The organism is Streptomyces sp. NPDC059201, assembly GCF_042754585.1.
Lineage (GTDB): Bacteria > Actinomycetota > Actinomycetes > Streptomycetales > Streptomycetaceae > Streptomyces.
On record NZ_JBHZBB010000002.1, the window covers coordinates 954,099 to 973,193 of the forward strand.

The 19,095-nt window shown below is 75.1% G+C and carries 14 protein-coding genes; 7 read left to right on the plus strand and 7 right to left on the minus strand.

The genetic code is table 11. The features are described from left to right. Positions 1 to 37: 37 nt before the first annotated feature. The gene (locus ACFXMG_RS10130) at positions 38 to 751 is read left to right on the plus strand and encodes an antibiotic biosynthesis monooxygenase (protein WP_384119775.1); all 714 of its coding nucleotides are present in this window, start codon (positions 38 to 40) and stop codon (positions 749 to 751) included. 14 nt (positions 752 to 765) lie between these two features. Here the strand turns inward: ACFXMG_RS10130 and ACFXMG_RS10135 are convergent, their stop codons facing one another. Beyond that, on the minus strand, positions 766 to 2,604 hold the full coding sequence (locus ACFXMG_RS10135) for an endonuclease/exonuclease/phosphatase family protein (protein WP_383828321.1): 1,839 nt from the start codon (positions 2,602 to 2,604) through the stop codon (positions 766 to 768). Between the two features lie 228 nt (positions 2,605 to 2,832). Here ACFXMG_RS10135 and ACFXMG_RS10140 point away from each other — a divergent pair, with 228 nt between their 5' ends. From ACFXMG_RS10140 to ACFXMG_RS10155, 4 genes are all read left to right on the plus strand, one after another. Beyond that, positions 2,833 to 4,281: a hypothetical protein gene (locus ACFXMG_RS10140; protein ID WP_383828323.1), complete on the plus strand. Its 1,449-nt coding sequence runs from the start codon at positions 2,833 to 2,835 to the stop codon at positions 4,279 to 4,281. 163 nt (positions 4,282 to 4,444) lie between these two features. Continuing rightward, entirely contained in the window at positions 4,445 to 5,890 is a 1,446-nt protein-coding gene (locus ACFXMG_RS10145; protein WP_383828325.1) for an alkaline phosphatase PhoX, read from the plus strand. 131 nt (positions 5,891 to 6,021) lie between these two features. Further along, positions 6,022 to 6,717 carry a GntR family transcriptional regulator gene (locus ACFXMG_RS10150; protein ID WP_383828327.1) on the plus strand — a complete coding sequence of 232 codons (696 nt, stop codon included), beginning with the start codon at positions 6,022 to 6,024 and terminating at the stop codon, positions 6,715 to 6,717. A gap of 99 nt (positions 6,718 to 6,816) precedes the next feature. Further along, the gene (locus tag ACFXMG_RS10155; RefSeq protein WP_383828329.1) at positions 6,817 to 7,836 is read left to right on the plus strand and encodes a 1-aminocyclopropane-1-carboxylate deaminase; all 1,020 of its coding nucleotides are present in this window, start codon (positions 6,817 to 6,819) and stop codon (positions 7,834 to 7,836) included. 22 nt (positions 7,837 to 7,858) lie between these two features. Here the strand turns inward: ACFXMG_RS10155 and ACFXMG_RS10160 are convergent, their stop codons facing one another. Beyond that, complete coding sequence (locus ACFXMG_RS10160) at positions 7,859 to 9,121, minus strand: TerD family protein (RefSeq protein WP_383828331.1); 1,263 nt, start codon at positions 9,119 to 9,121, stop codon at positions 7,859 to 7,861. 36 nt (positions 9,122 to 9,157) lie between these two features. Then, a complete protein-coding gene (locus ACFXMG_RS10165) occupies positions 9,158 to 9,397 on the minus strand; it encodes a hypothetical protein (protein WP_383828333.1) in 240 nt (79 codons plus the stop codon). A gap of 56 nt (positions 9,398 to 9,453) precedes the next feature. Between ACFXMG_RS10165 and ACFXMG_RS10170 the strand changes: the two genes are divergently transcribed. Beyond that, on the plus strand, positions 9,454 to 10,431 hold the full coding sequence (locus ACFXMG_RS10170) for an AraC family transcriptional regulator (RefSeq protein WP_383828335.1): 978 nt from the start codon (positions 9,454 to 9,456) through the stop codon (positions 10,429 to 10,431). 217 nt (positions 10,432 to 10,648) lie between these two features. Here ACFXMG_RS10170 and ACFXMG_RS10175 read toward each other — a convergent pair whose 3' ends face one another. Continuing rightward, positions 10,649 to 11,467: an NAD-dependent epimerase/dehydratase family protein gene (locus tag ACFXMG_RS10175; protein WP_383828337.1), complete on the minus strand. Its 819-nt coding sequence runs from the start codon at positions 11,465 to 11,467 to the stop codon at positions 10,649 to 10,651. A gap of 200 nt (positions 11,468 to 11,667) precedes the next feature. Here ACFXMG_RS10175 and ACFXMG_RS10180 point away from each other — a divergent pair, with 200 nt between their 5' ends. Continuing rightward, on the plus strand, positions 11,668 to 12,828 hold the full coding sequence (locus ACFXMG_RS10180) for a hypothetical protein (protein WP_383828339.1): 1,161 nt from the start codon (positions 11,668 to 11,670) through the stop codon (positions 12,826 to 12,828). Between the two features lie 21 nt (positions 12,829 to 12,849). On the opposite strand, the gene ACFXMG_RS10185 is transcribed toward ACFXMG_RS10180, so the two are convergent. From ACFXMG_RS10185 to ACFXMG_RS10195, 3 genes are all read right to left on the minus strand, one after another. Beyond that, positions 12,850 to 14,079 (minus strand): amidohydrolase, encoded by a 1,230-nt coding sequence (locus ACFXMG_RS10185; RefSeq protein WP_383828341.1) that lies wholly within the window; start codon positions 14,077 to 14,079, stop codon positions 12,850 to 12,852. A 67-nt stretch (positions 14,080 to 14,146) separates the two neighbouring features. After that, complete coding sequence (locus ACFXMG_RS10190; RefSeq protein WP_383828343.1) at positions 14,147 to 16,924, minus strand: SpoIIE family protein phosphatase; 2,778 nt, start codon at positions 16,922 to 16,924, stop codon at positions 14,147 to 14,149. After that, positions 16,921 to 19,074, minus strand: a complete 2,154-nt coding sequence (locus ACFXMG_RS10195; protein ID WP_383828345.1) for a SpoIIE family protein phosphatase — start codon at positions 19,072 to 19,074, stop codon at positions 16,921 to 16,923. The genes ACFXMG_RS10190 and ACFXMG_RS10195 overlap by 4 nt, the downstream gene beginning before the upstream one ends. Positions 19,075 to 19,095 lie beyond the last annotated feature (21 nt).

Consider the following 19,095-nt stretch of genomic DNA (forward strand, 5'->3'; position numbering starts at 1 on the left):
AGTCGGGTCATCGGAATCGAGCAGGAGGAGACCCGTCATGAACGCCGTCGCGCACCCCGAGGCCCGCCCCGACCTGTACCGTCCCGGCGTCGGCCAGGTCCTGATCAGCACGTGGAGCGTCGGCACCCCCGAGCGCCAGCGCGCCGCCGTCGAGGCCGTCCGGCGGGCCTGGGAGGCCCGCCCCTGGCCGGACCCCCGGCTGCTCTCGTACACGATCTACGCCGGTACCGACGGCGACACCCTGCTGCACTACTCGCAGTGGACCGGCTGGGAGGCGTACCTGGACTTCGTCGAGACCCACCGCGACGACCGCAACGGTGAGATCGACGCGGCCGTCCCCGGCATCCGGCGGATCGAACTGCACCGCTACGAGCCGCCGTTCCGCTCCGCCGTGCTGAGCGGGGAGAGCGCCGGGGCGGTGCCCGGGACGCTCGCCGCCGTCGAGGTCGAGTTCGACGGGGCCGACCCGGAGCGGCAGCGGGCCTGGGTGGACGCGGTGGTCGCCGCCCTCGCGGACGACGAGGGGCACCGGCCGGCGCGCGGCGGGATCGGCGCGCACTTCCACCTCTCCGGCGACGGCACCCGGGTCTTCAACCACAGCGAGTGGGTGCGCGAGCAGGACCACGTGGAGTGGCAGGCCGAGTACGAGCCGCTGAGCGACGCCTGGCGGGCCGTCCACCACCACCCGGGGCTGGTCGGCAGCCGCGTGCGCAGGTACGCGCCCGCGCTCAGCCTGAGCGCGGGCGCGTAGCGGGGCCCGCCGTCCTACGGGCGGAAGCGCAGGACCTGGGGGTCGTGGTCGCTGTCCTGGGCGGCGAACTCGGCGTTGATGTGCACGCTGTCGTAGTCGAAGCGGCGCACGCCCGGGCTGGTCAGGATCTGGTCGAGGACCTGGCTGTTGCCCTGGTAGACGTACGAGTAGCGCTCGGAGCGCGGCAGCGACTTCACGGCCGGGTAGAGCACGTCGCCGTCGGTCAGCGCCTCGGTCGTGCCGGAGAACTCGAAGTCGTTGATGTCGCCGACGACGAGCACGTCCGCGTGCTTGTCGACGGCGACGATCTCCTTCACGAAGGCGTTCACGGCCTGCGCCTGGAGGAGTCGCTTGGCCTCGGAGGAACGGTTCGGCGGCTGGTGGTGGGAGACGAGCGACTCGTCGCCGCCCTTCGAGCCGAAGTGGTTGGCGATGACGAAGACCGTGCGGCCGCGGAAGGTGAACTCGCCCGCGAGCGGCTTGCGGCTGGCCTCCCAGGCGGCGTTCACCGGGTCGATCCGGCCGGGGGAGAGGGTGAGGGCCGCGCGGCCCTTGGTGCCGGTGACGCCGGTCGCGGTGGTCGCGTCGCCGCCCGCGCGGTCCACGAACGAGACCCGCTCGGGGTTGAAGAGGAAGACCTGACGGATGTTGCCGCCGGGCTCGCCGCCGTCCTTGTTGTTCACCGGGTCGATCGAGCGCCACTCGTACGCCGGTCCGCCGGCCGCCACGATCGCGTCCGTGAACTTCTTCAGCGTCTGGCCCGCCGAGACCGTGCCGTCGTTCTTGGCGCCGTTGTCGTCCTGGATCTCCTCCAGGGCGAGGACGTCCGGGGAGGCGAGGTTCGTGACGACCGCCTTCGCGAGCGCGTCGAACTTCTCCTGCGGGTCGCTGGGGTCGAGGTTCTCCACGTTGTACGTGGCCACGGCCAGCTCGTTCCGGTGCTGCTTCTCCGTGACCTCGCGCTCCAGGCCGCGGTCCACGACCGTGCCGAGGGTGCGGGCGGTCAGGGTGTAGCCGCCGAACTGGTTGAAGTCGAGCGGGCCCTCGGTCGAACCGGTCAGCCAGTCACCGACGTTCGCCTTCGGGAAGGGCTGCTGGGCGAGCGGGATCAGCGACTGGATCTGGAGCCGGCCGGTGTTCTGGGACGCGTACGAGCCGTAGACCGTGCCGCCGCGCCAGTTGCGGTTCTCCCACGGCTTCACCGTGATCCACAGCTCGGAGTACGGGTCGGTGGCGCCGACCACGCGGGAGGAGCCGACGCGGACGTTGGTGCCCTCCAGCGACTCGTAGTAGTCCAGGGCGTAGCTCCCGGGCTCCAGGGTCAGGCCGTTGATCGAGCCGCCGTTCGCCGGGTCGCCCTCGGGGGCGTACGCACCCGGAACCGTCCAGGGGGCGATGGTGACCGGGGCGGGCAGCGCGTTGCCCTGCGAGACCACGGTGATCTGCGGGCGGGACAGCTGGGTCAGCGACTGGTTGCCGGAGTTCAGGCCGCCGGGGACGTACTCGGTGACCGTGCCGTTCACGCTGACCGCGTCGCCCACGGCGACCGTCGGGCTGGAGCCCGTGAAGACGAACAGGCCCTCGCTGGTGGCCGGGTTCGCGTCGCCCTGCGGGTCCTGCATCCAGAAGCCGCGCGAGGAGCCGTAGGCGCGGACGCCGGTGACGACGCCCGTCACGCCGGTGACCTGCTTGCCCACCAGCGGCGAGACGCGGGTCGTGCCCTGGACGTCGTGGATGCGGACCGCGGCCTCGGTGTCGGCGGCGGCGCTCTGCGAGCCCGCGAGCAGTCCGGCCGCGAGGGCGGCCGCGACCACCGCGGAGACGGTGGCGGTTCTCGGTATGGAGGAAGGCATCAGGGTGCTCCGAGGGTGCTTGGAGGAACAGCAAAGGTGTCTACGCGCGTCAATCTCTTGTGAGAGCAGCCCACTTGTCAAGGGTCGACGGGTGTACGAAGGCTGACGGAACCGTGAACCGGCGGGCGGCCCCCCGGATGCGTCTACGCTGAGACGCTGTCCCTCCGGTCCCCCACCGGTCCCCACCGATCGACACCGATCCACGTACGCGTCGAGGAGATCCCCCACATGGCTGCGGAGCACCCCACCCTTCCCCCCGTTCTGCTGCCCTCGGACGCGGAGCTGGCGCGGGAGGCCCTGGCCGCCCCCCTCCTCGCCCACGCCGTGCGCCTCGCCCGCTGGGCCGGACCCGACACCCGGGTCGGCGCGGGCGGCGAACTCGTCGACGAGCAACTGCCGGACGCCGCCGGGGTCCTCGGCCTCGGCGACGACGAGGACGCCGAGTTCTGGGCGGGCGACGCCTGGCGGCTCGCCGTCGACACCGGCCTCGTCGACGTCGAGGACGGCGCCGACGACGACACCCCCGGTACCGCCGCCCCCGGCGAGAACCTCGCCGTCGTCGCCGGCGGCGCGCCCCGCGACGTGCTCGCGATCTGGCTCGACGCCTTCGAGGCCGTCTTCGCCGACGCCGTCGCCCCCGTCCTCGACGACCTGGAGCCGCTGCTCGACGAGGACGGCGGCCTCGACCTCGACAGCCTCGACTGGGACCCGGAGGCGGAGGCCGACTTCCTGGAGGGCGTCCTCGGCAACCTCTACCTGCTGACCGTCAGCGAGGGCGGCCCCGGCGACGGACCCGTGCCGCTGCCCGCGCTCGCCGCCTCCATGGTCGTCCCCGACGACATGGGCGAGCCCACCGACGACGTCCTGGAGCAGGTCTCCGACGCGATGATGCGGCTCGACGAGCAGTTCCGCCTCCTGGAGCCCATCGGCCTCGTCGAGTACCAGCCCGTCGACGAGGCCCTGATGGCCGAGGAGGGCGAGGAGCCCGCGCCGCCCGTCGACGACGAGGACGTCAGCCGCTACGGCATGGTCAGGCTCACCCCGCTCGGCCTCTTCGGCGTCCGCACCCGCATGGTGGAGGCCGGTGTCGACGCCCCCGCCGTCGGCGACCTCGCGGGGAAGGACGCCGACGCCCTCCTCGCCGGGCTCACCGGCTACCCCGAGTACGCCGCCCGCGCCGAGACCACCGGCTGGCTCGACGGCCGCGACCCGGTGCCCGCCGCCGCCGAACTCCTCGCCGCCGCCAAGGGATCCGACCCGGAGTCCCCGCTCCGCCGCCTCCACTGCCAGCAGGCCCTCGCCCTCGTCGGGGCGGAGGCCGAGCCGGTGGTCCGCGCGGTCCTCGACGACCCCGAGCTCGGCGGCCTCGCCCGCGTCTGGCTCGCCGAGCGCGGCGCCACGGACGTGCCCGCGCCGCCGGAGTCCATGATCTTCTGGCTCGCCGTGGACACGATCGCCGCGCAGCTCGACGCCTCCGGCGACCTGGAGGAGCTCCAGGAGCTCATCCAGGGGCTGACGAGCCGCCACACCGGCTTCCTGGAGACCGCCTGGCGGGTCGAGCACCCGTCCACGGCCGACGTCCTCGACGCGATGGGCCGGCTCCACCCGGACAAGACGGCGGCCAAGGAGGCCCGCAAGGCCGCCTTCAAGGCCCGCTCGCGCGCCGGCTCGGCCTGACCCCTCCTTCGGGCCCGGCCGGGTCCCTCGTGCCGCGGAGCGCCTTTCCCCTGTCCGGGGAAGGCGCTCCGCGGCCGTTCCCGTGGCGTTCAGCCGCCGTTCCCGCGGGCGCGCGATGGTGTGCGCGACACCAGGCCATCAGCATGGGGAGAGACCGCACACCATGGCGCTCAACCGCAGAGAGTTCACCCGGAAGTCCGCCGTCGCCGGCTTCGCCCTCACCGGCGCCGTCGGTGTGCTCGCCACCGCCCCCGAGGCCCTCGCGAGCGACGAGCGCGCCCACGGTGGCCCCGGCCACGACGACGACCACGAGCACGGCCACGGCCACGGGCACGACCGGCTCGGCTACGGCCCGCTCGTCGACGACCCCGACGGCATACTCGCCCTGCCCGAGGGCTTCGCCTACCGGGTCATCACCCGCACCGGCGTCACCCGCCTGGAGAGCGGCGAGTTCACGCCCTCCAACCACGACGGCGCCGCCACCTTCGCCGGCCCGCGCGGCGCCACGTACATCGTGTACAACCACGAGCTCAAGGGCGACCGCTCCAAGTGGGAGCACCCCGTCCCGCTCACCGAGGGCCTCGTCTACGACCCGGCCGCGGCCGGCGGCTGCACGGTCGTCGAGGTGCACCGCGACGGCACCGTCGCCGAGTGGGTCGGCATCGCCGGCACCTCCACCAACTGCGCGGGCGGCCGCACCGCCTGGGGCACCTGGCTGACCTGCGAGGAGAACTCCGACCTCGCCGGCAAGAACGGCATGACCAAGGACCACGGGTACGTCTTCGAGGTCGACCCCCGCGACCGGCGGGCCAACCTGGCCCCCAAGCCCCTCAAGTTCTTCGGCCGTTACGACCACGAGGCCGTCGTCGTCGACCCCAAGCGCGGCCACGCCTACCTCACCGAGGACGCCTCCAACCCCAACGGCCTGCTCTTCCGCTGGGTCCCGCCGCGCGGCTTCGAGCACGGCCGCGGCCGGTACCGCCCGCTCGCCGACGACGCCGGCGTCCTCCAGGCCGCCCGCTGCATCGACTCCGGCGGCCGGTTCGTCGACGACCTCTCCCGCGCCACCCGCATCGGCACCGTCTACGGCGTCGACTGGACGGAGGTCCCCGACCGCGACGGGCGCGCCACCCCGGTGCGCAAGCAGTTCACCGACGGGCAGGTCACCCGCGCCCGGAAGCTGGAGGGCATGTGGTGGGCCGACGGCGGCGCCTACGTCGTCTCCTCGTACGCCCGTGACGAGAGCCCCGGCGCGGCCCACGACGGGCAGGTCTGGTTCTACGACCCCAAGCGCCGCACCCTCACCCTCAAGGTGCTGCTCGGCGTGAACCCCGCGCCCGAGGAGGACGGCGCCTACGACGGGCCGGACAACATCACCGTCTCCCCGTACGGCGGGCTCGTCATCGCCGAGGACGGCGAGGGCGTGTCGCACCTCTTCGGCGCCACCGACCGGGGCCGCACCTACCCGATCGCCCGCAACGACCTGAACGACAGCGAGTTCACCGGCGTCGTCTTCTCGCCCGACGGCGACACCCTGTACGCCAGCATCCAGACCCCGGGCATCATGGTCGCGATCACCGGCCCCTGGCGCCGCCAGCCCCGCCGCTGACGCCCCGTCGGGCCCCGGTGCCCGTGCGCCGGGTGGGACCTGTGAGGATTCACGTCGGGTTCCCGTCGGGTTCCCGCCAGGTTCCAAGATCCTCTGTCGGCTCCATGGACTGACATCTAACCTGTCAGTCCATGGACGACGTTCTGCGGCCGGTGGGCCGGACCCTGTTGCGCGACCGGGCCTACGAGTCGCTGCGCGAGGCGATCGTGCGCGGCGACCTCGCCCCCGGCGCCCTCCTCAAGGACGCCGACCTCGCCGACCGCCTCGGGCTCTCCCGCGCGCCGGTCCGCGACGCGCTGGCCCGGCTCACCGTCGAGGGCCTCGTCGAGACCAAGCCGCAGAGCTACACCCGGGTCACCCGCCCGGTCAGCCGGATCGTCCGGGACGCCGCCTCCGTGGTGCGGGTGATGCACGAACTCGCCGCCCGCACCGCCGTGCCGCTGCTCGGCCCCGAGGCCATCCGCGCCATGCGCGAGGCCAACGAGCGGTTCACCGCCGCCGTCCGCGCCTCGGACGTCGAGGCCGCCCTCGCCGCCGACGACGAGCTGCACCAGGTCCTCGTCGGCGCCAGCGGCAACCATGCGGCCGCCGCCACCATCGACCGCTACACCCCGCTGGTCCGCCGCGTCGAGCGCCGGCTCTTCGGGGACGCCGGCAGCTGCGGCTCCGCGGAGCTCCACGCCCGCCTCATCGACGCCTGCGCCGCCGGGGACGCGGAGGAGGCCGTCCGGATCACCAGCGAGATCTGGGCCGCCCTGGAGCAGCTGGCCGACGACGCCACCGAGGTCGCCGAGGTCACGGGGATCCCCGCGCCCCCGGAGCCGTAACCCCCCTCCGACACCCCCCTCCGAAGCCCGGGTCCGGCGCCCCCGTCCGGCACCCCGGGTCCGACACCCCCGTCCGCCGTCTCCAGGGAGAGCCGCCCCGTGCCGATCACCGACTTCGCCCGCTATCCGCTCCTCTTCGGGCCCTCGCCGGTCCACCCCCTCGAACGGCTCGCGCACCACCTGGGCGGCGCGGCGCTGTGGGCCAAGCGCGAGGACTGCAACTCCGGGGTCGCGTACGGCGGGAACAAGACCCGCAAGCTGGAGTACCTGGTCGCGGACGCCCTCGCGCAGGGCTGCGACACCCTCGTCTCCATCGGCGGCGTGCAGTCCAACCACACCCGCCAGGTCGCCGCGGTCGCCGCCCGCGCGGGGCTGAAGTGCGTGCTGGTGCAGGAGAGCTGGGTCGAGTGGCCCGATTCCGTCTACGACAAGGTCGGCAACATCCTGATCAGCCGGCTCGCCGGGGCCGACGTGCGGCTGGTGCGCGCGGGCTTCGGGATCGGCTTCAAGGAGAGCTGGGAGCAGGCGCTGCGCGAGGTCGAGGAGCGCGGCGGGAAGCCGTACGCGATCCCGGCCGGGGCCTCCGACCATCCGCTCGGCGGCCTCGGCTTCGCGAACTGGGCCTACGAGGTGGCCGAGCAGGAGCGCGAGCTCGGCGTCTTCTTCGACACGGTCGTGGTCTGCTCGGTGACCGGCTCCACCCAGGCGGGCATGGTCGCCGGTTTCGCCGCGCTCGCCGAGGAGGGCGGCCGGCCGCGCCGGATCATCGGCGTCGACGCCTCCGCGAAGCCCGCCGAGACCCATGAGCAGATCACCCGGATCGCCCGGGACACCGCCGCCCTGATCGGCGTCGAGCGCGAACTCGGCGCCGCCGACGTGGAGCTGGACGAGCGCTACCACGCCGGCGTCTACGGCGTCCCGGACGAGGCCACCCTCGACGCGATGCGGCTGGCCGCCCGCACCGAGGGCATGGTCACCGACCCCGTCTACGAGGGGAAGTCGATGGCGGGGCTGATCGACCTGGTGGACCAGGGGGAGATCGGCCGGGACGCGACCGTGCTCTACGCCCACCTCGGCGGCCAGCCCGCCCTCAACGCCTACAGCGCGCTCTTCTCCTAGCGCGCGGGCCGGAGCCGGCCGCTCAGAGCGACTGGGCGGCCGGCTTCACCATGCCCCGGACCGTCCGGGACTTCACGAACTCGCCCATCGCCGTCATCTCCCACTCGCCGGAGAACTGCTTGATGAGCTTGGCCATCATCACGCCGGTCTGCGGCTCGGCGGAGGTCAGGTCGAAGCGGACCAGCTCCTCGCCGGTCGCCGCGTCCATCAGCCGGCAGTACGCCTTGGCGACGTCGGTGAACTTCTGCCCGGAGAAGGAGTTCACCGTGAAGACCAGGCCGGTGGCGTCGGCCGGCAGCCGGCCGAGGTCGACGGTGATGACCTCGTCGTCGCCCGCGCCCTCGCCCGTCAGGTTGTCGCCGGAGTGCCGGATGGACCCGCCGAGGATGGTCAGCTTGCCGAAGTAGCAGCTGTCCAGGTGGTTGCGCTGGGGGCCGTACGCGATGACCGAGGCGTCCAGGTCGATGTCCTTGCCCCGGTACGCGGGCTCCCAGCCGAGGCCCATCTTCACCTGGGAGAGCAGCGGGCGGCCGCCCTTGACCAGCGACACCGTCTGGTTCTTCTGGAGGCTGACGCGGCCCTTGTCGAGGTTGATCTTGCCCGTGGGGGCCGGGGCGGCGGCCGGGGCGGGCGGGACGGGCGCCGGGGCGGTCGGGGCGCCGAAGCCGAAGCGGGGGTCGTTCGGGCCGGGGGGCGTCACCAGCGGCGGCGGGGTGGCCGGGACGGGCGGGGCGGGCGGCGCGGCCGGGACCGGGGGCGCGACGGCGGCCGGGGCGGCGGGCTCCTCGTCCACGCTCACGCCGAAGTCGGTCGCGATGCCGGCCAGGCCGTTCGCGTACCCCTGGCCGACGGCGCGGACCTTCCAGGCGCCGTTGCGCTGGTAGATCTCGACGATCACCAGGGCCGTCTCGGTGGCGAGCTGGGGCGGGGTGAAGGAGGCGATGACCGCGCCGCTGTCGGCGTCGCGGACGGTCGCGGTGGGCTCGATGCCCTGGAAGGTCTGGCCGGCGGCGTCCGGGCTGGCCGTGACCACGATCCTCTCGATGCCGGCGGGCAGGCCGCCGGTGTCCACCAGGATCGCGTCCGGCGCGGTGCCGCCGCCGGAGCGGTAGGTGACACCGGGGCCCGCGGGCTGGTTGTAGAAGATGAAGTCGTCGTCCGAGCGCACCTTGCCGTTGGCGCCGAGCAGCAGGCCCGAGACGTCGAGCCGCACGGGGGCGGCGACGTCCACCGCCACACGGGGGGCGGTGAGCGGGAGGTTCGAGCCGGGGGTCATTGCGGTCATGCCAGGCTCAACGATCCGGGTCCCTTTGCCGTTCCCTTACCCACGGCGGGTTCCGCCACTCTGGTTACGCGGGTGGTTCCGCGCCTGGCGCTCGTTGCCGAAACGGTACGCCCCGGTCCAGCGGGCCATCAGCAGTTGGAGGTCGCCGGACCCGGCCTCGGCGAGGAACTTCGCCGCGCGGGCGCCGCGCAGCACCCCGGCGGCCCGCCCGTGGTGGGTGAGGACCACCGAGCCGTCCTTGCGCTCCTCGTACGAGAATCCCTGGGGTCGTGGCATGCCGGGCATCCTGCCCGCCCCCGGACGCTTCCGTCATATGAATTATCTTTCGCATCGTGGGGGGTGCTGTGGGCGGGAGCTCTTTTACGACCGGGGACGTCGACGAGGCGCGTCAGGAACTCGACGCGCGCTACTACACGAGCCGGATGGACGTCGTGGACCCGCACCGGTCCTTCGCCGCCCGCTTCGACATCGTCGAGTTCGGGCCGCTGGTCATCGGCGACCTGAGCTGCGGGGCCGACGTCCGGATGAGCTTCGGCGAGCTGGGCGCGTACCACGTCAACGCGCCGCTCAGCGGCACCCTGGAGATGCGCCAGGGCGGCGGCCCCGCCGTGTACGCCTCCGCCGGCGAGGCGCTGCTCCTCGACCCCGCCGGGGACACCTTCCTCGACCGCTGGAGCGGCGACGGGCGGATCCTCTCCGTCAAGGTCGGCGCCGCCGAGCTGCGCGACCGGCTGGAGAGCCTGCTCGGCCGCCCGCCGCACGGCGGGCTCGCCTTCCGGCCCCGGCTCGACATCTCGCGCGGCCCCGGCCTCAGCTGGGTGCGGTTCGCCCGCCGGGTCGCCGCGGAGGCGCTCGCGGGGGAGGGCCTGGCCCACCACGAGCTGGTCGCCCGCCCCTTGCAGGAGGCGCTGCTCAACGGGCTGCTGCTGGCCGCCGAGCATCCCTGGCGGGACGAGCTGGCGCACCCCGGAGGGCCGCGCCGGCCGGCGCCGGTCAAGCGGGCCATGGACGCGGTGCGGGAGCGCCCCGAGCACCCCTTCACCACCGCCGAACTCGCCGTGCACGCGCGCGTGAGCGTCCGCCGGCTCCAGGAGTCCTTCCGGGAGTACGTCGGGATGTCGCCGATGGCGTACGTCCGCGAGGTCCGGCTCGAACGGGTGCGGGAGGAGCTGCGGGCGGCGGAGCCGGACGAGGTGAGCGTGAGCGAGGTCGCCTGGCGCTGGGGCTTCGCCCACCAGGGGCGCTTCGCGGCCCACTACCGGGAGAAGTTCGGGGAGTCGCCCTCCCGGACGCTGCGGACGGCGCCCTGAGGAACGGGCGCGTATCCCTGCCGACCGCGCATTCCGGACAGAGGCCGCGTTCCGTGGCTCGCGGTGATCTTGGTGGCGGCCTACCGTGGTCCCGTCCGGCGCTGCCAGCGCGCGCCGTCGAACCGGGCCCGGTCGGCTCCCCCGTATCACCGACCGGGCCCGCGGACGTCCGCTCCGTCCCCCGACCGTGCGCGGCGGCGCCGGTCCCAGGGGTTCGCTAGGACGCCGGGGGCCGCCAGCGGGGGGCGTCGCCGGTGAAGTCGCCGCCCAGGTAGAGGTCGTCGCGGCTGCCCTCCGGGGGAAGGCCGTGCTCGGCGATCAGCTTCTCCGCGTACGCCTCCGAGTCGTCCCGCGGCTCGTAGCCGAGCGCGCGGGCGGTCGACAGGTCCCACCACTCGCGGGTGTTGGCGGAGGAGCCGTGCACCACCGTGTGGCCGACGCCCTCGGCGGTGAGCGCGGCGTGGAACAGCCGGGCGCAGTCGGCCGGGCTGAGCCACAGGGAGAGCATCCGGACCGAGGTGGGCTCGGGGAAGCAGGAGCCGATGCGGACCGAGACGGTCTCGATGCCGTGCCGGTCCCAGTAGAGCTGCGCCAGGTCCTCGCCGAAGCACTTGGAGAGGCCGTAGAAGGTGTCGGGCCGGTGCGGGGTGGTGACCGGCACCAGCGGTTCGCCGTCGCGCGGGCGGGGGGTGAAGCCGACGGCGTGGTTGCTGGAGGCGAGCACGATCCGGCGGACGCCCTCCTCGCGGGCCGCCTCGTAGAGGTGGTGCACGCCGGTGACGTTGGCGGCGACGATCGCGTCGAAGCCGGCCTCCTGGGAGATGCCGGCCAGGTGCACGATCGCGTCCACCCCGCGCACCGCCTCGCGCAGGGCCGCGCGGTCGGCGAGGTCGGCGACGACCGCGTCCGGGGCGCCGGGCACCGGGGCGACGTCGAGCAGGCGGAGCGCGTACCCGTGGGCGGGGAGCAGCTCCCGCATGAGGGTGCCGACGCCGCCGGCGGCACCGGTGAGCAGGAGGGTGCGGGGTGCGGGCATCGGGTGGTTCTCCTCGGGTGGCGGGTCGGTGGACCGTTCATGGACGTGGACACGCTAGGGAGGGGTCCGAGAGGCCGTCAAGGCGCCGTACCGCCGGGTGCGTTCGCCTTGACCGGGACGGCGGGGCGGGCTAGCGTTCGAGCGTCGTTCATGGATGTGAACGGCTCGGACCTGTGTGACGCGTACCCCCGGGAGCGCCCGTGACGACCCCCGCCCGCCCCCGTACGGGAGCCTTCGTCTACCCCTGGGACATCGACGGCGACCCCGCAGCGCCCGCGCTCCTGGCCGGGCTCGGTTTCCAGCAGGTCACCCTCGCCGCCGCCTACCACGCCACCCGGGCGCTCAGCCCCCGCCACCCGGACCGGCGCGTCGTCACCGCCGAACACGCCGCCGTGCTCTACCCGCCGGACCCGGAGCGCTGGGCCGGCCGCCGGCTCGCCCCGTACCCGGCGGGCGACTGGGCCCCCGGCGACGCCTGGGCGCGGGCCGCGGCGGCGCTCGACGGCACCGGCCTCGCCGTGCACAGCTGGGTCGTCCTCGCCCACAACTCCCGGCTCGGCGCCGAGCATCCGGACACCTCCGTCGTCAACGCCCACGGCGACCGCTACCCGTGGGCCCCCTGCGTCGCGCACCCCGAGGTCCGCGCGCTCCTCGTGGACCTCGCCGCCGAGGCCGCCGTCCGGCCCGGCGCCACCGGCACCGAGCTGGAGTCCTGCGGCTGGTACGGCTACGCCCATCTGCACGCCCACGACAAGACCGGCGGCGTCCCGCTCGACGACCGCGCCCAACTGCTGCTGTCGCTCTGCTTCTGCCCGCACTGCCGGCAGGGGTACGCGGACGGGGGCGCCGACCCGGACGCGCTGGCCGCCGCGGTCCGCGCCGCCCTCACCCCGGTCTTCGCCGGCACCGGACCGGCCGGGGAGCTCGGGGAACTGGAGGCCCCGGTCCTCGCCTGGCGCGCCCGGACCGCCCGCTCCTTCCAGGAGGCCGCGGTCGCCGCCGTCCGGGCCGCCGCCCCGCCCGGCTTCCGGATCCTGCTGCACGCCGACCCGGACCCGTACCGCTGCGGCGCCGACGCCGGCACCGACCCCGCGCACGTCCTCGGCCTCGCCGACGGCGTGGTGGCCCGCCCCGGCCGGCTCGCCGCCTTCGCGCCCCACCGGCCGCCCGGCGCCACCCTCGCCGCCAACCTCTCCGTCGTCAGCGGCATGGGCGGCACCCCCGCCCGCCTGGCCGAGGACGCCCGCAAGGTCCTCGCCGCCGGCGCCACCGAACTCCGCCTCTACCACGCGGGCCTGGCCTCCACCACCGACCTGGCGGCGGTCCGCACCGGCCTGACGGAGCTGGCCGAGCTGGGCTAGGCCAGCCCCTCCAGGTCCGGCTCAGGCCAGGCGGCCGTCCCTGGCCACCACTCGGCCCGCGCGGACCACCAGGTCGCGGCGCGGCTGGTCCACCACGACCTGGGGGAGGCACTCGCCTTCGAGCAGCATGAAGTCGGCGGGGGAGCCGGGGCGGAGGTCGGCGGTGGGGAGGCCCATCAGGGCGGCGCCGCCGTCTGCGGCGATCGCGAAGCACGCCTCCAGCTCCTCGTCGAGCCGGGCGTCGAGGGCCCAGCCGGCCAGCCAGGCGCGGTGCAGCATGTCGGCGTCGCCGTACGGGCTCCAGCTGTCGCGGACGCCGTCCGAGCCGAGGCCGACCGTCACCCCGCGCTCGGCGAGCCGGCGGAACGGCAGGATCGTCGTCTCGCCGAGCGCGACCGTGGTCAGCGCGATCCCGGACTCCGCGAGGAGGTCCGCCATCTCGTCCAGCTCCCGGCCGGCGAGGCCCGCCACCGCGAAGGCGTGCGCCACCGCCACCTTGCCGTGGAGACCGGCCGCGCGGGTGCGGGCCGCGATGTCCCGGATCACCGCGAGGCCCGGCTCGCCCCGGTCGTGCAGGTGGATGTCGAGGCCCAGGCCGTGCTTCTCGGCCAGTCCGAAGACCAGGCCCAGCTGGTCGCCCTCCCGGCCGCCGGTGGCGTCGAAACCGGTCGGGTCGATGCCGCCCACATGGCTGACCAGACCGCTCGCCGCCGCCTCTTCGAGCAGCTCCGCCGCGCCCGGGGTCCGGACCACGCCGTGCTGCGGGAAGGCGACCAGCTCGACGTCGACGATCCCGGCCAGCTTCGCGGCGGCCTCCGCGATGCCCTCGATCCCGGCCAGGCCGTAGGCCGGGGCCACGTCCGCGTGGGCCCGCATCGCCCGGGTGCCCTGGGCCGCCGCGTGGGACATCAGGCGCAGCGCCCGCTCGCCCACGGGGGTGGGCAGCGAGCGGGCCAGGTCCACGTCCCCGGCCACGTAGTCCGCGATGCCCTCGGCGGGGCGGCGGCGGTACCAGGGCTCGCCCCAGGAGGTCTTGTCCGGGTGGATGTGCGCGTCGACCAGGGTCGGCAGGGCCAGCCGCCCGCCGCCGTCGACCCGCTCGACGGCCGCGCCCTCGGGGACCTCCGCGACGAGCACCCCGTCGACGGCGATCAGGTCGCCCGCGGGGCCGCCGAAGGGCCGTACGTCGTGGAAGAGGGTCGCGGTGCGGGGCGTGGGGCTCACGGGGTCTCCTTCGGGGCTCTGATGCAACCCTTTTGGTATACCATGCGGCCCCGGTGGTCCGGAGGGGTCGCCAGCGCCCCATGCGGCCCGCCCCTCACCAGGCCAGCTTCTCCAGCGCGTCCAGGTCGAGCGCCGCCGCCGGCGCGGGCCCCGGCGCGGCCCCGTCCGGCCCGTCGTCCCCGCCGTTCGGACCCACCCGCAGCTCCGCCCAGATCGTCTTCCCCCGCCGCCCGTACCGGGTGCCCCAGCGCTCCGCGAACCGCGCCACCAGGTACAGCCCCCGCCCGCCCTCGTCCGTGTCCGCCGCGTGCCGCAGGTGCGGCGAGGTGCTGCTGCCGTCCGACACCTCGCAGACCAGCCTCCGGTCGTACAGCAGCCGCACCCGCACCGGGTCCGCCCCGTACCGCACCGCGTTGGTGACCAGCTCGCTCAGGATCAGCTCCACCGCGAAGACCGCCTCGTCGAGCCCCCACTCGCCGAGCTTGGCCGCCGCCGCGTTCCGTACCGGCGACACCGCCGCCGGGTCCCGCGCCACCTCCCACTCCGCGATCCGGTCCGCCGGCAGCCGCCGGGTCCGCGCCACCAGGAGCGCGATGTCGTCCCGGGGCGCGGGCGACAGCAGGTTCGCGAGCACGTCCGCGCAGGTCTGCTCGGGGCTCCGGTCCGGGCGCTCCAGCGTCCTGCGCAGCAGCCGCAGCCCGGTCCCCACGTCCCGCCCGTGGTCCTCCAGGAGACCGTCCGTGAACAGCACCAGCCGGCTGTCCTCCGGGAGCCGCAGCTCCGTCGACTCGAACGGCACGTCCCCGAGGCCCAGGCCGAGCGGCAGCCCCGGCGGCAGCGGCGGGAACTCCACCCGCCCGTCCGCGCCGACCACCGCGGGCCCCGGATGCCCGGCGCTCGCCACCGTGCACACCCCGGACGCCGGATCGTAGATCGCGTACAGGCAGGTCGCGCCGGTGATGGTCTCCCCGCGCCGCCCCCGGCCGCCCGCCGCCGGCTCCGCCTCCTCGTCGATGCGCCCGGTCAGCTCGTCCAGATGGCCCAGGATCTCGTCCGGCGGCACGTCCAGCGTCGAGAAGTTGTGCACCGCCGTCCGCAGCCGCCCCATCGTCGCCGCCGCGTGCAGCCCGTGCCCGACCACGTCGCCCACCACCAGGGCCACCCGCGCCCCCGGCAGCGGGATCACGTCGAACCAGTCGCCGCCCACCCCCGCCTTCGCCGGGAGGTAGCGGTACGCGACCTCCACCGCGTTCTGCTCGGGCAGCACCCTCGGCAGCAGGCTCCGCTGGAGCGTCACCGCCATCGTGTGCTCCCGGGTGAACCGCCGGGCGTTGTCGATCGCCACCGCCGCCCGCGCCGCCAGCTCCTCCGCGAACTCCAGGTCGTCGTCCCCGAACGGCTCCGGCGTGTCCGACCGCCAGAAGTTCGCCATCCCCAGCACCACGCCCCGGGCCATGAGCGGCACCGTCAGCAGCGAGTGCATCCCGTACGCCAGCGCCCCCGCCGCACCCTCCGGGTCCTGCGCCCGCCAGCCCTCCGCCGCCGCCAGCTCCGCCTGCGCCACCGCGCGCCCGTCGGCCAGCGCCGTCGCCATCGGCGTGCTCGGCACGTGGAAGCGGATCACCTCGCCGACCGGCTGGAGCGGCTGATCCGCCCGCACCCCGCTCAGCGCCGCCCGGTGCATCTCCGACAGCGTCGCGTCCTGCGGCGGCTCCTCGCCCCGCAGCACCGGTTCCAGCAGCTCCACGGTCGCGAAGTCCGCGAAGCGCGGCACCGCCACCTCCGCCAGCTCCTCCGCCGTCCGGACCACCTCCAGGGTCGTCCCGATCCGCACCCCCGCCTCGTACAGCAGCTGGAGCCGTCCCCGCGCCACCGCCGCCCGCCCGGTGACCGCGGCCAGTTCGGTGGTGTCCCGCATCGTCATCACGCTGCCCGAGCCGGAGCCGTTCCGGGCGGTGGGCCGCACGCTCACCGCGATCAGCCGGTCGCCCGCCCGGTGCACCTCGTCGGTCGCGGTCCGCCCGGACTCCAGGAGTTCGACGGTACGGGCATCGAGCCCGAGCTCCGAGACCGGGCGCCGCTCGGCGTCCGCCGGCAGGTCGAGCAGCCGCCGCGCCTCGTCGTTGGCGAGCAGCAGCCGCCCGTCCCCGCCGACGATCAGGACGCCCTCGCGGACGGCGTGCAGCACCGCCTCGTGGTGCTCCTTCATCCGGGTCATCTCGGCAGGGCCCAGGCCGTGCGTCTGGCGCCGCAGCCGCCGCGACACCAGCGCCGCCCCGCCGACCGCGAGCGCCAGCGCGCCGCCGCCCGCCGCCAGCAGCACCACGAGCCGGCCCTCCACCGCGTCGCTCAGCGACTGGACCTCGATGCCGCTCGTCACCATGCCGACGATCCGGCCGCCGTCGTCCACCACCGGCACCACGGCCCGCACCGCGTCGTTCGGCGCGCCCCGGAAGGTCTCCGTGTACGACTCGCCGTCCACCACCGCCCGGGACAGATCCCCGGTCGCCTTCTGGCCGATCAGCTCCGTCTCCACGTCCGTGTACCGCACCCCGTCCGGGCCCAGCACCGCCACGAAGTCCACCCCGGTCGCCACCCGGGTCTGCTCCGCCCGCTCCTGGAGCGCCGCCGTCGGGTCCGGCGAGGTCAGCGCCGCGTCCACGCCCGGCGCCTTCGCGAACGCCTCCGCCACCGCCAGCGAGCGCATCCGGGCGTCCGACAGCACGTCCTGCCGGGCCTGCTGGAAGGTGACCAGCACCGCCGCCACGATCACCAGGAGCGCGATCAGCGCCTCCAGGGCGAGGACCTGCCCGGCGAGGCTCCGCAGCCCGGAGCCGCGCCCCGGCGGCGGCCCGTCCCGGCGGGCCCTCATGCCGTGCTCCGGGCGATCAGCAGCGCCACGTCGTCCGGGGCGCCGGGGCGGCGCAGCTCCCGCAGCAGCCGGTCGCAGCTCTCCTCCAGGGACAGCCCGCGGGTGTCCTCGACGAGCGCGACGAGCAGCGCGAGCCGTTCGTCGATGGCGGTGTCCCGGGTCTCGATCAGCCCGTCCGTGTACAGCACCAGCCGGTCGCCCGGCAGGAACGGCACCCGTGTGGTGGGGAAGGTGCCCCCGCCGACGCCCAGCGGCACCCCCGTGGAGAGGTCGACCAGCTCCGCCGGGCCGTCGGCCGGGAGCCGTACCGGCGGCAGATGGCCCGCGTTCGAGATCCGGCAGCGGCCCCGCGCCGGATCGTGCACGGCGAAGAGGCAGGTGGCGATGGAGTGCTCCAGGCCGACCGTGATCCGGTCCAGGTGCCGCAGCACCTGCCCGGGGGAGAGGTCCAGGTCGGCGAAGGCGCGGGTGGCGGTCCGCAGCCGGCCCATGGTCGCCGCCGCGTCGATGCCGCTGCCCATCACGTCCCCCACCACCAGGGCCGTCTTCTCGTCGGGCAGCGCGATCACGTCGTACCAGTCGCCGCCGACCTCGATGGACGCCTGCGCAGGCTGGTAGCGGGCCGCCGCCTCCAGGCCGGGGCGGGCGGGCGGATCGCCCGGGAGCAGGCTGCGCTGGAGGGTGACGGCCGAGTTCCGCATGCTCTGGTACCAGCGGGCGTTGTCGATGCTGACGGCCGCCCGGGCCGCCAGCTCCATGGCGAGCAGCACGTCGTCGTCGTCGAACGGCAGCGGGTGGTGCCCGTCCCGCTTGAGGTCGAGCGCCCCGAGCACCTCGCCGCGCGCGATCAGCGGCACCGCCAGGTACGAGTGCACCCCGGCCCGCGCAAGCTGGAGCGCCGCCTCGGGGCCGCGCGCGATCCGCGGCAGGTCCGCCGGCCCGACCCGGGCCACCAGGACCGGCCGCCCGGTGTGCACACAGCGGGTGACCAGCCGGTCCGCCCCGTACAGCGCGACCGAGCCGGGTGGGTCGGCGGCCGGGAGCGCCTCCGTCTCGTGCCCGGCCTTCACCGCCAGCGCCCGGAAGAGCGCGGGGCCCTGCTCGGGGGTGCCGGGGCGGCGCAGCGTGAGCACCGAGTCGAGGACGTCGACGGCGGCGATGTCGGCGAGCGCCGGGACCACCACCGACGCCAGCTCGTCCGCCGTCCGCTCGACCTCCAGGGTGGTGCCGACGCGGGCCGAGGCGTCCGCGATCAGGGCCAGCCGCCGCCGGGACCGGTCGGCCTCCGCGTCCGCCCGGTACCGCTCGGTCACGTCGACCACCCAGGCCGCCACCCCGAGGACCCGGCCCCCGGCCGCCTCCAGGCGGTAGAACGACACCGACCAGGCGTGCTCGCCGCCGCCCGGGTCGGCCGGGGTGGCGCCCATCGCCTGGAGGCCGAGCAGCGGCGTCCCCGTCTCCAGCACCTTCCGGGCCGCCGCCTCCAGCGGCGCCGCGTCCACGCCCGGCAGCACCTCGGAGGGCCGCCGCCCCAGGTGCTGGGCGGCCGGCACCCCGTTGAACCGTTCGAGTGCCGGGTTGACCAGGGCGTACCGCAGGTCGGTGTCGAGGACCGCGAGGCCGAGGGGGGACTGGTCGACCAGCCGGTCGGAGAGCGCCAGCTCCGTCTCCACCCGGGCGACGGCGGCCCGGTCGGCGGCGATGCCGAGCGCGTACAGGTCACCCAGGTCGTCGGTGAGCCGCATGTTGCGGAACTCCACCTCGCGCGTCGACCCGTCCTTGTGGCGTACGGGAAAGGTCCCCGCCCAGGTCGTGCCGCGCCGCAGCACCTCGCCGAAGAGCCGCATCGCCTCGGCCCGGTGCTCCTCGCCGACGATCAGCCGCGCCACGTACTGCCCGAGCGCCTCGTCGGCCCGGTACCCGAACACGTCCTCGGCCTGTGGACTCCACAGCACGATCCGCCCCGCCGCGTCCACCACGACGGCGGCCACCCCGAGCACGTCGAGCAACCCCCGGGCGTCGAAGGCGGTCCCGGCCAACGGTGAAGCCGCCCCGGTGCCTTCCGCCGTACCTCCCGGCCGCCCCCCGGGCACGCCGCCGCGGCCCTCCTCCGTCCCCGTGCCCGTCTCCGGGTAGGAACCGGCCGTCACCCTGCCCTCCTCCCGCCGCCT

Excerpts from the sequence above, each read along its gene's own strand:
- ACFXMG_RS10130 (WP_384119775.1), top strand. The coding sequence starts at position 38 with ATGAACGCCGTCGCGCACCCCGAGGCCCGCCCCGACCTGTACCGTCCC.
- ACFXMG_RS10135 (WP_383828321.1), bottom strand. The coding sequence starts at position 2,604 with ATGCCTTCCTCCATACCGAGAACCGCCACCGTCTCCGCGGTGGTCGCG.
- ACFXMG_RS10140 (WP_383828323.1), top strand. The coding sequence starts at position 2,833 with ATGGCTGCGGAGCACCCCACCCTTCCCCCCGTTCTGCTGCCCTCGGAC.
- ACFXMG_RS10145 (WP_383828325.1), top strand. The coding sequence starts at position 4,445 with ATGGCGCTCAACCGCAGAGAGTTCACCCGGAAGTCCGCCGTCGCCGGC.
- ACFXMG_RS10150 (WP_383828327.1), top strand. The coding sequence starts at position 6,022 with ATGGACGACGTTCTGCGGCCGGTGGGCCGGACCCTGTTGCGCGACCGG.
- ACFXMG_RS10160 (WP_383828331.1), bottom strand. The coding sequence starts at position 9,121 with ATGACCGCAATGACCCCCGGCTCGAACCTCCCGCTCACCGCCCCCCGT.
- ACFXMG_RS10165 (WP_383828333.1), bottom strand. The coding sequence starts at position 9,397 with ATGCCACGACCCCAGGGATTCTCGTACGAGGAGCGCAAGGACGGCTCG.
- ACFXMG_RS10175 (WP_383828337.1), bottom strand. The coding sequence starts at position 11,467 with ATGCCCGCACCCCGCACCCTCCTGCTCACCGGTGCCGCCGGCGGCGTC.
- ACFXMG_RS10190 (WP_383828343.1), bottom strand. The coding sequence starts at position 16,924 with ATGAGGGCCCGCCGGGACGGGCCGCCGCCGGGGCGCGGCTCCGGGCTG.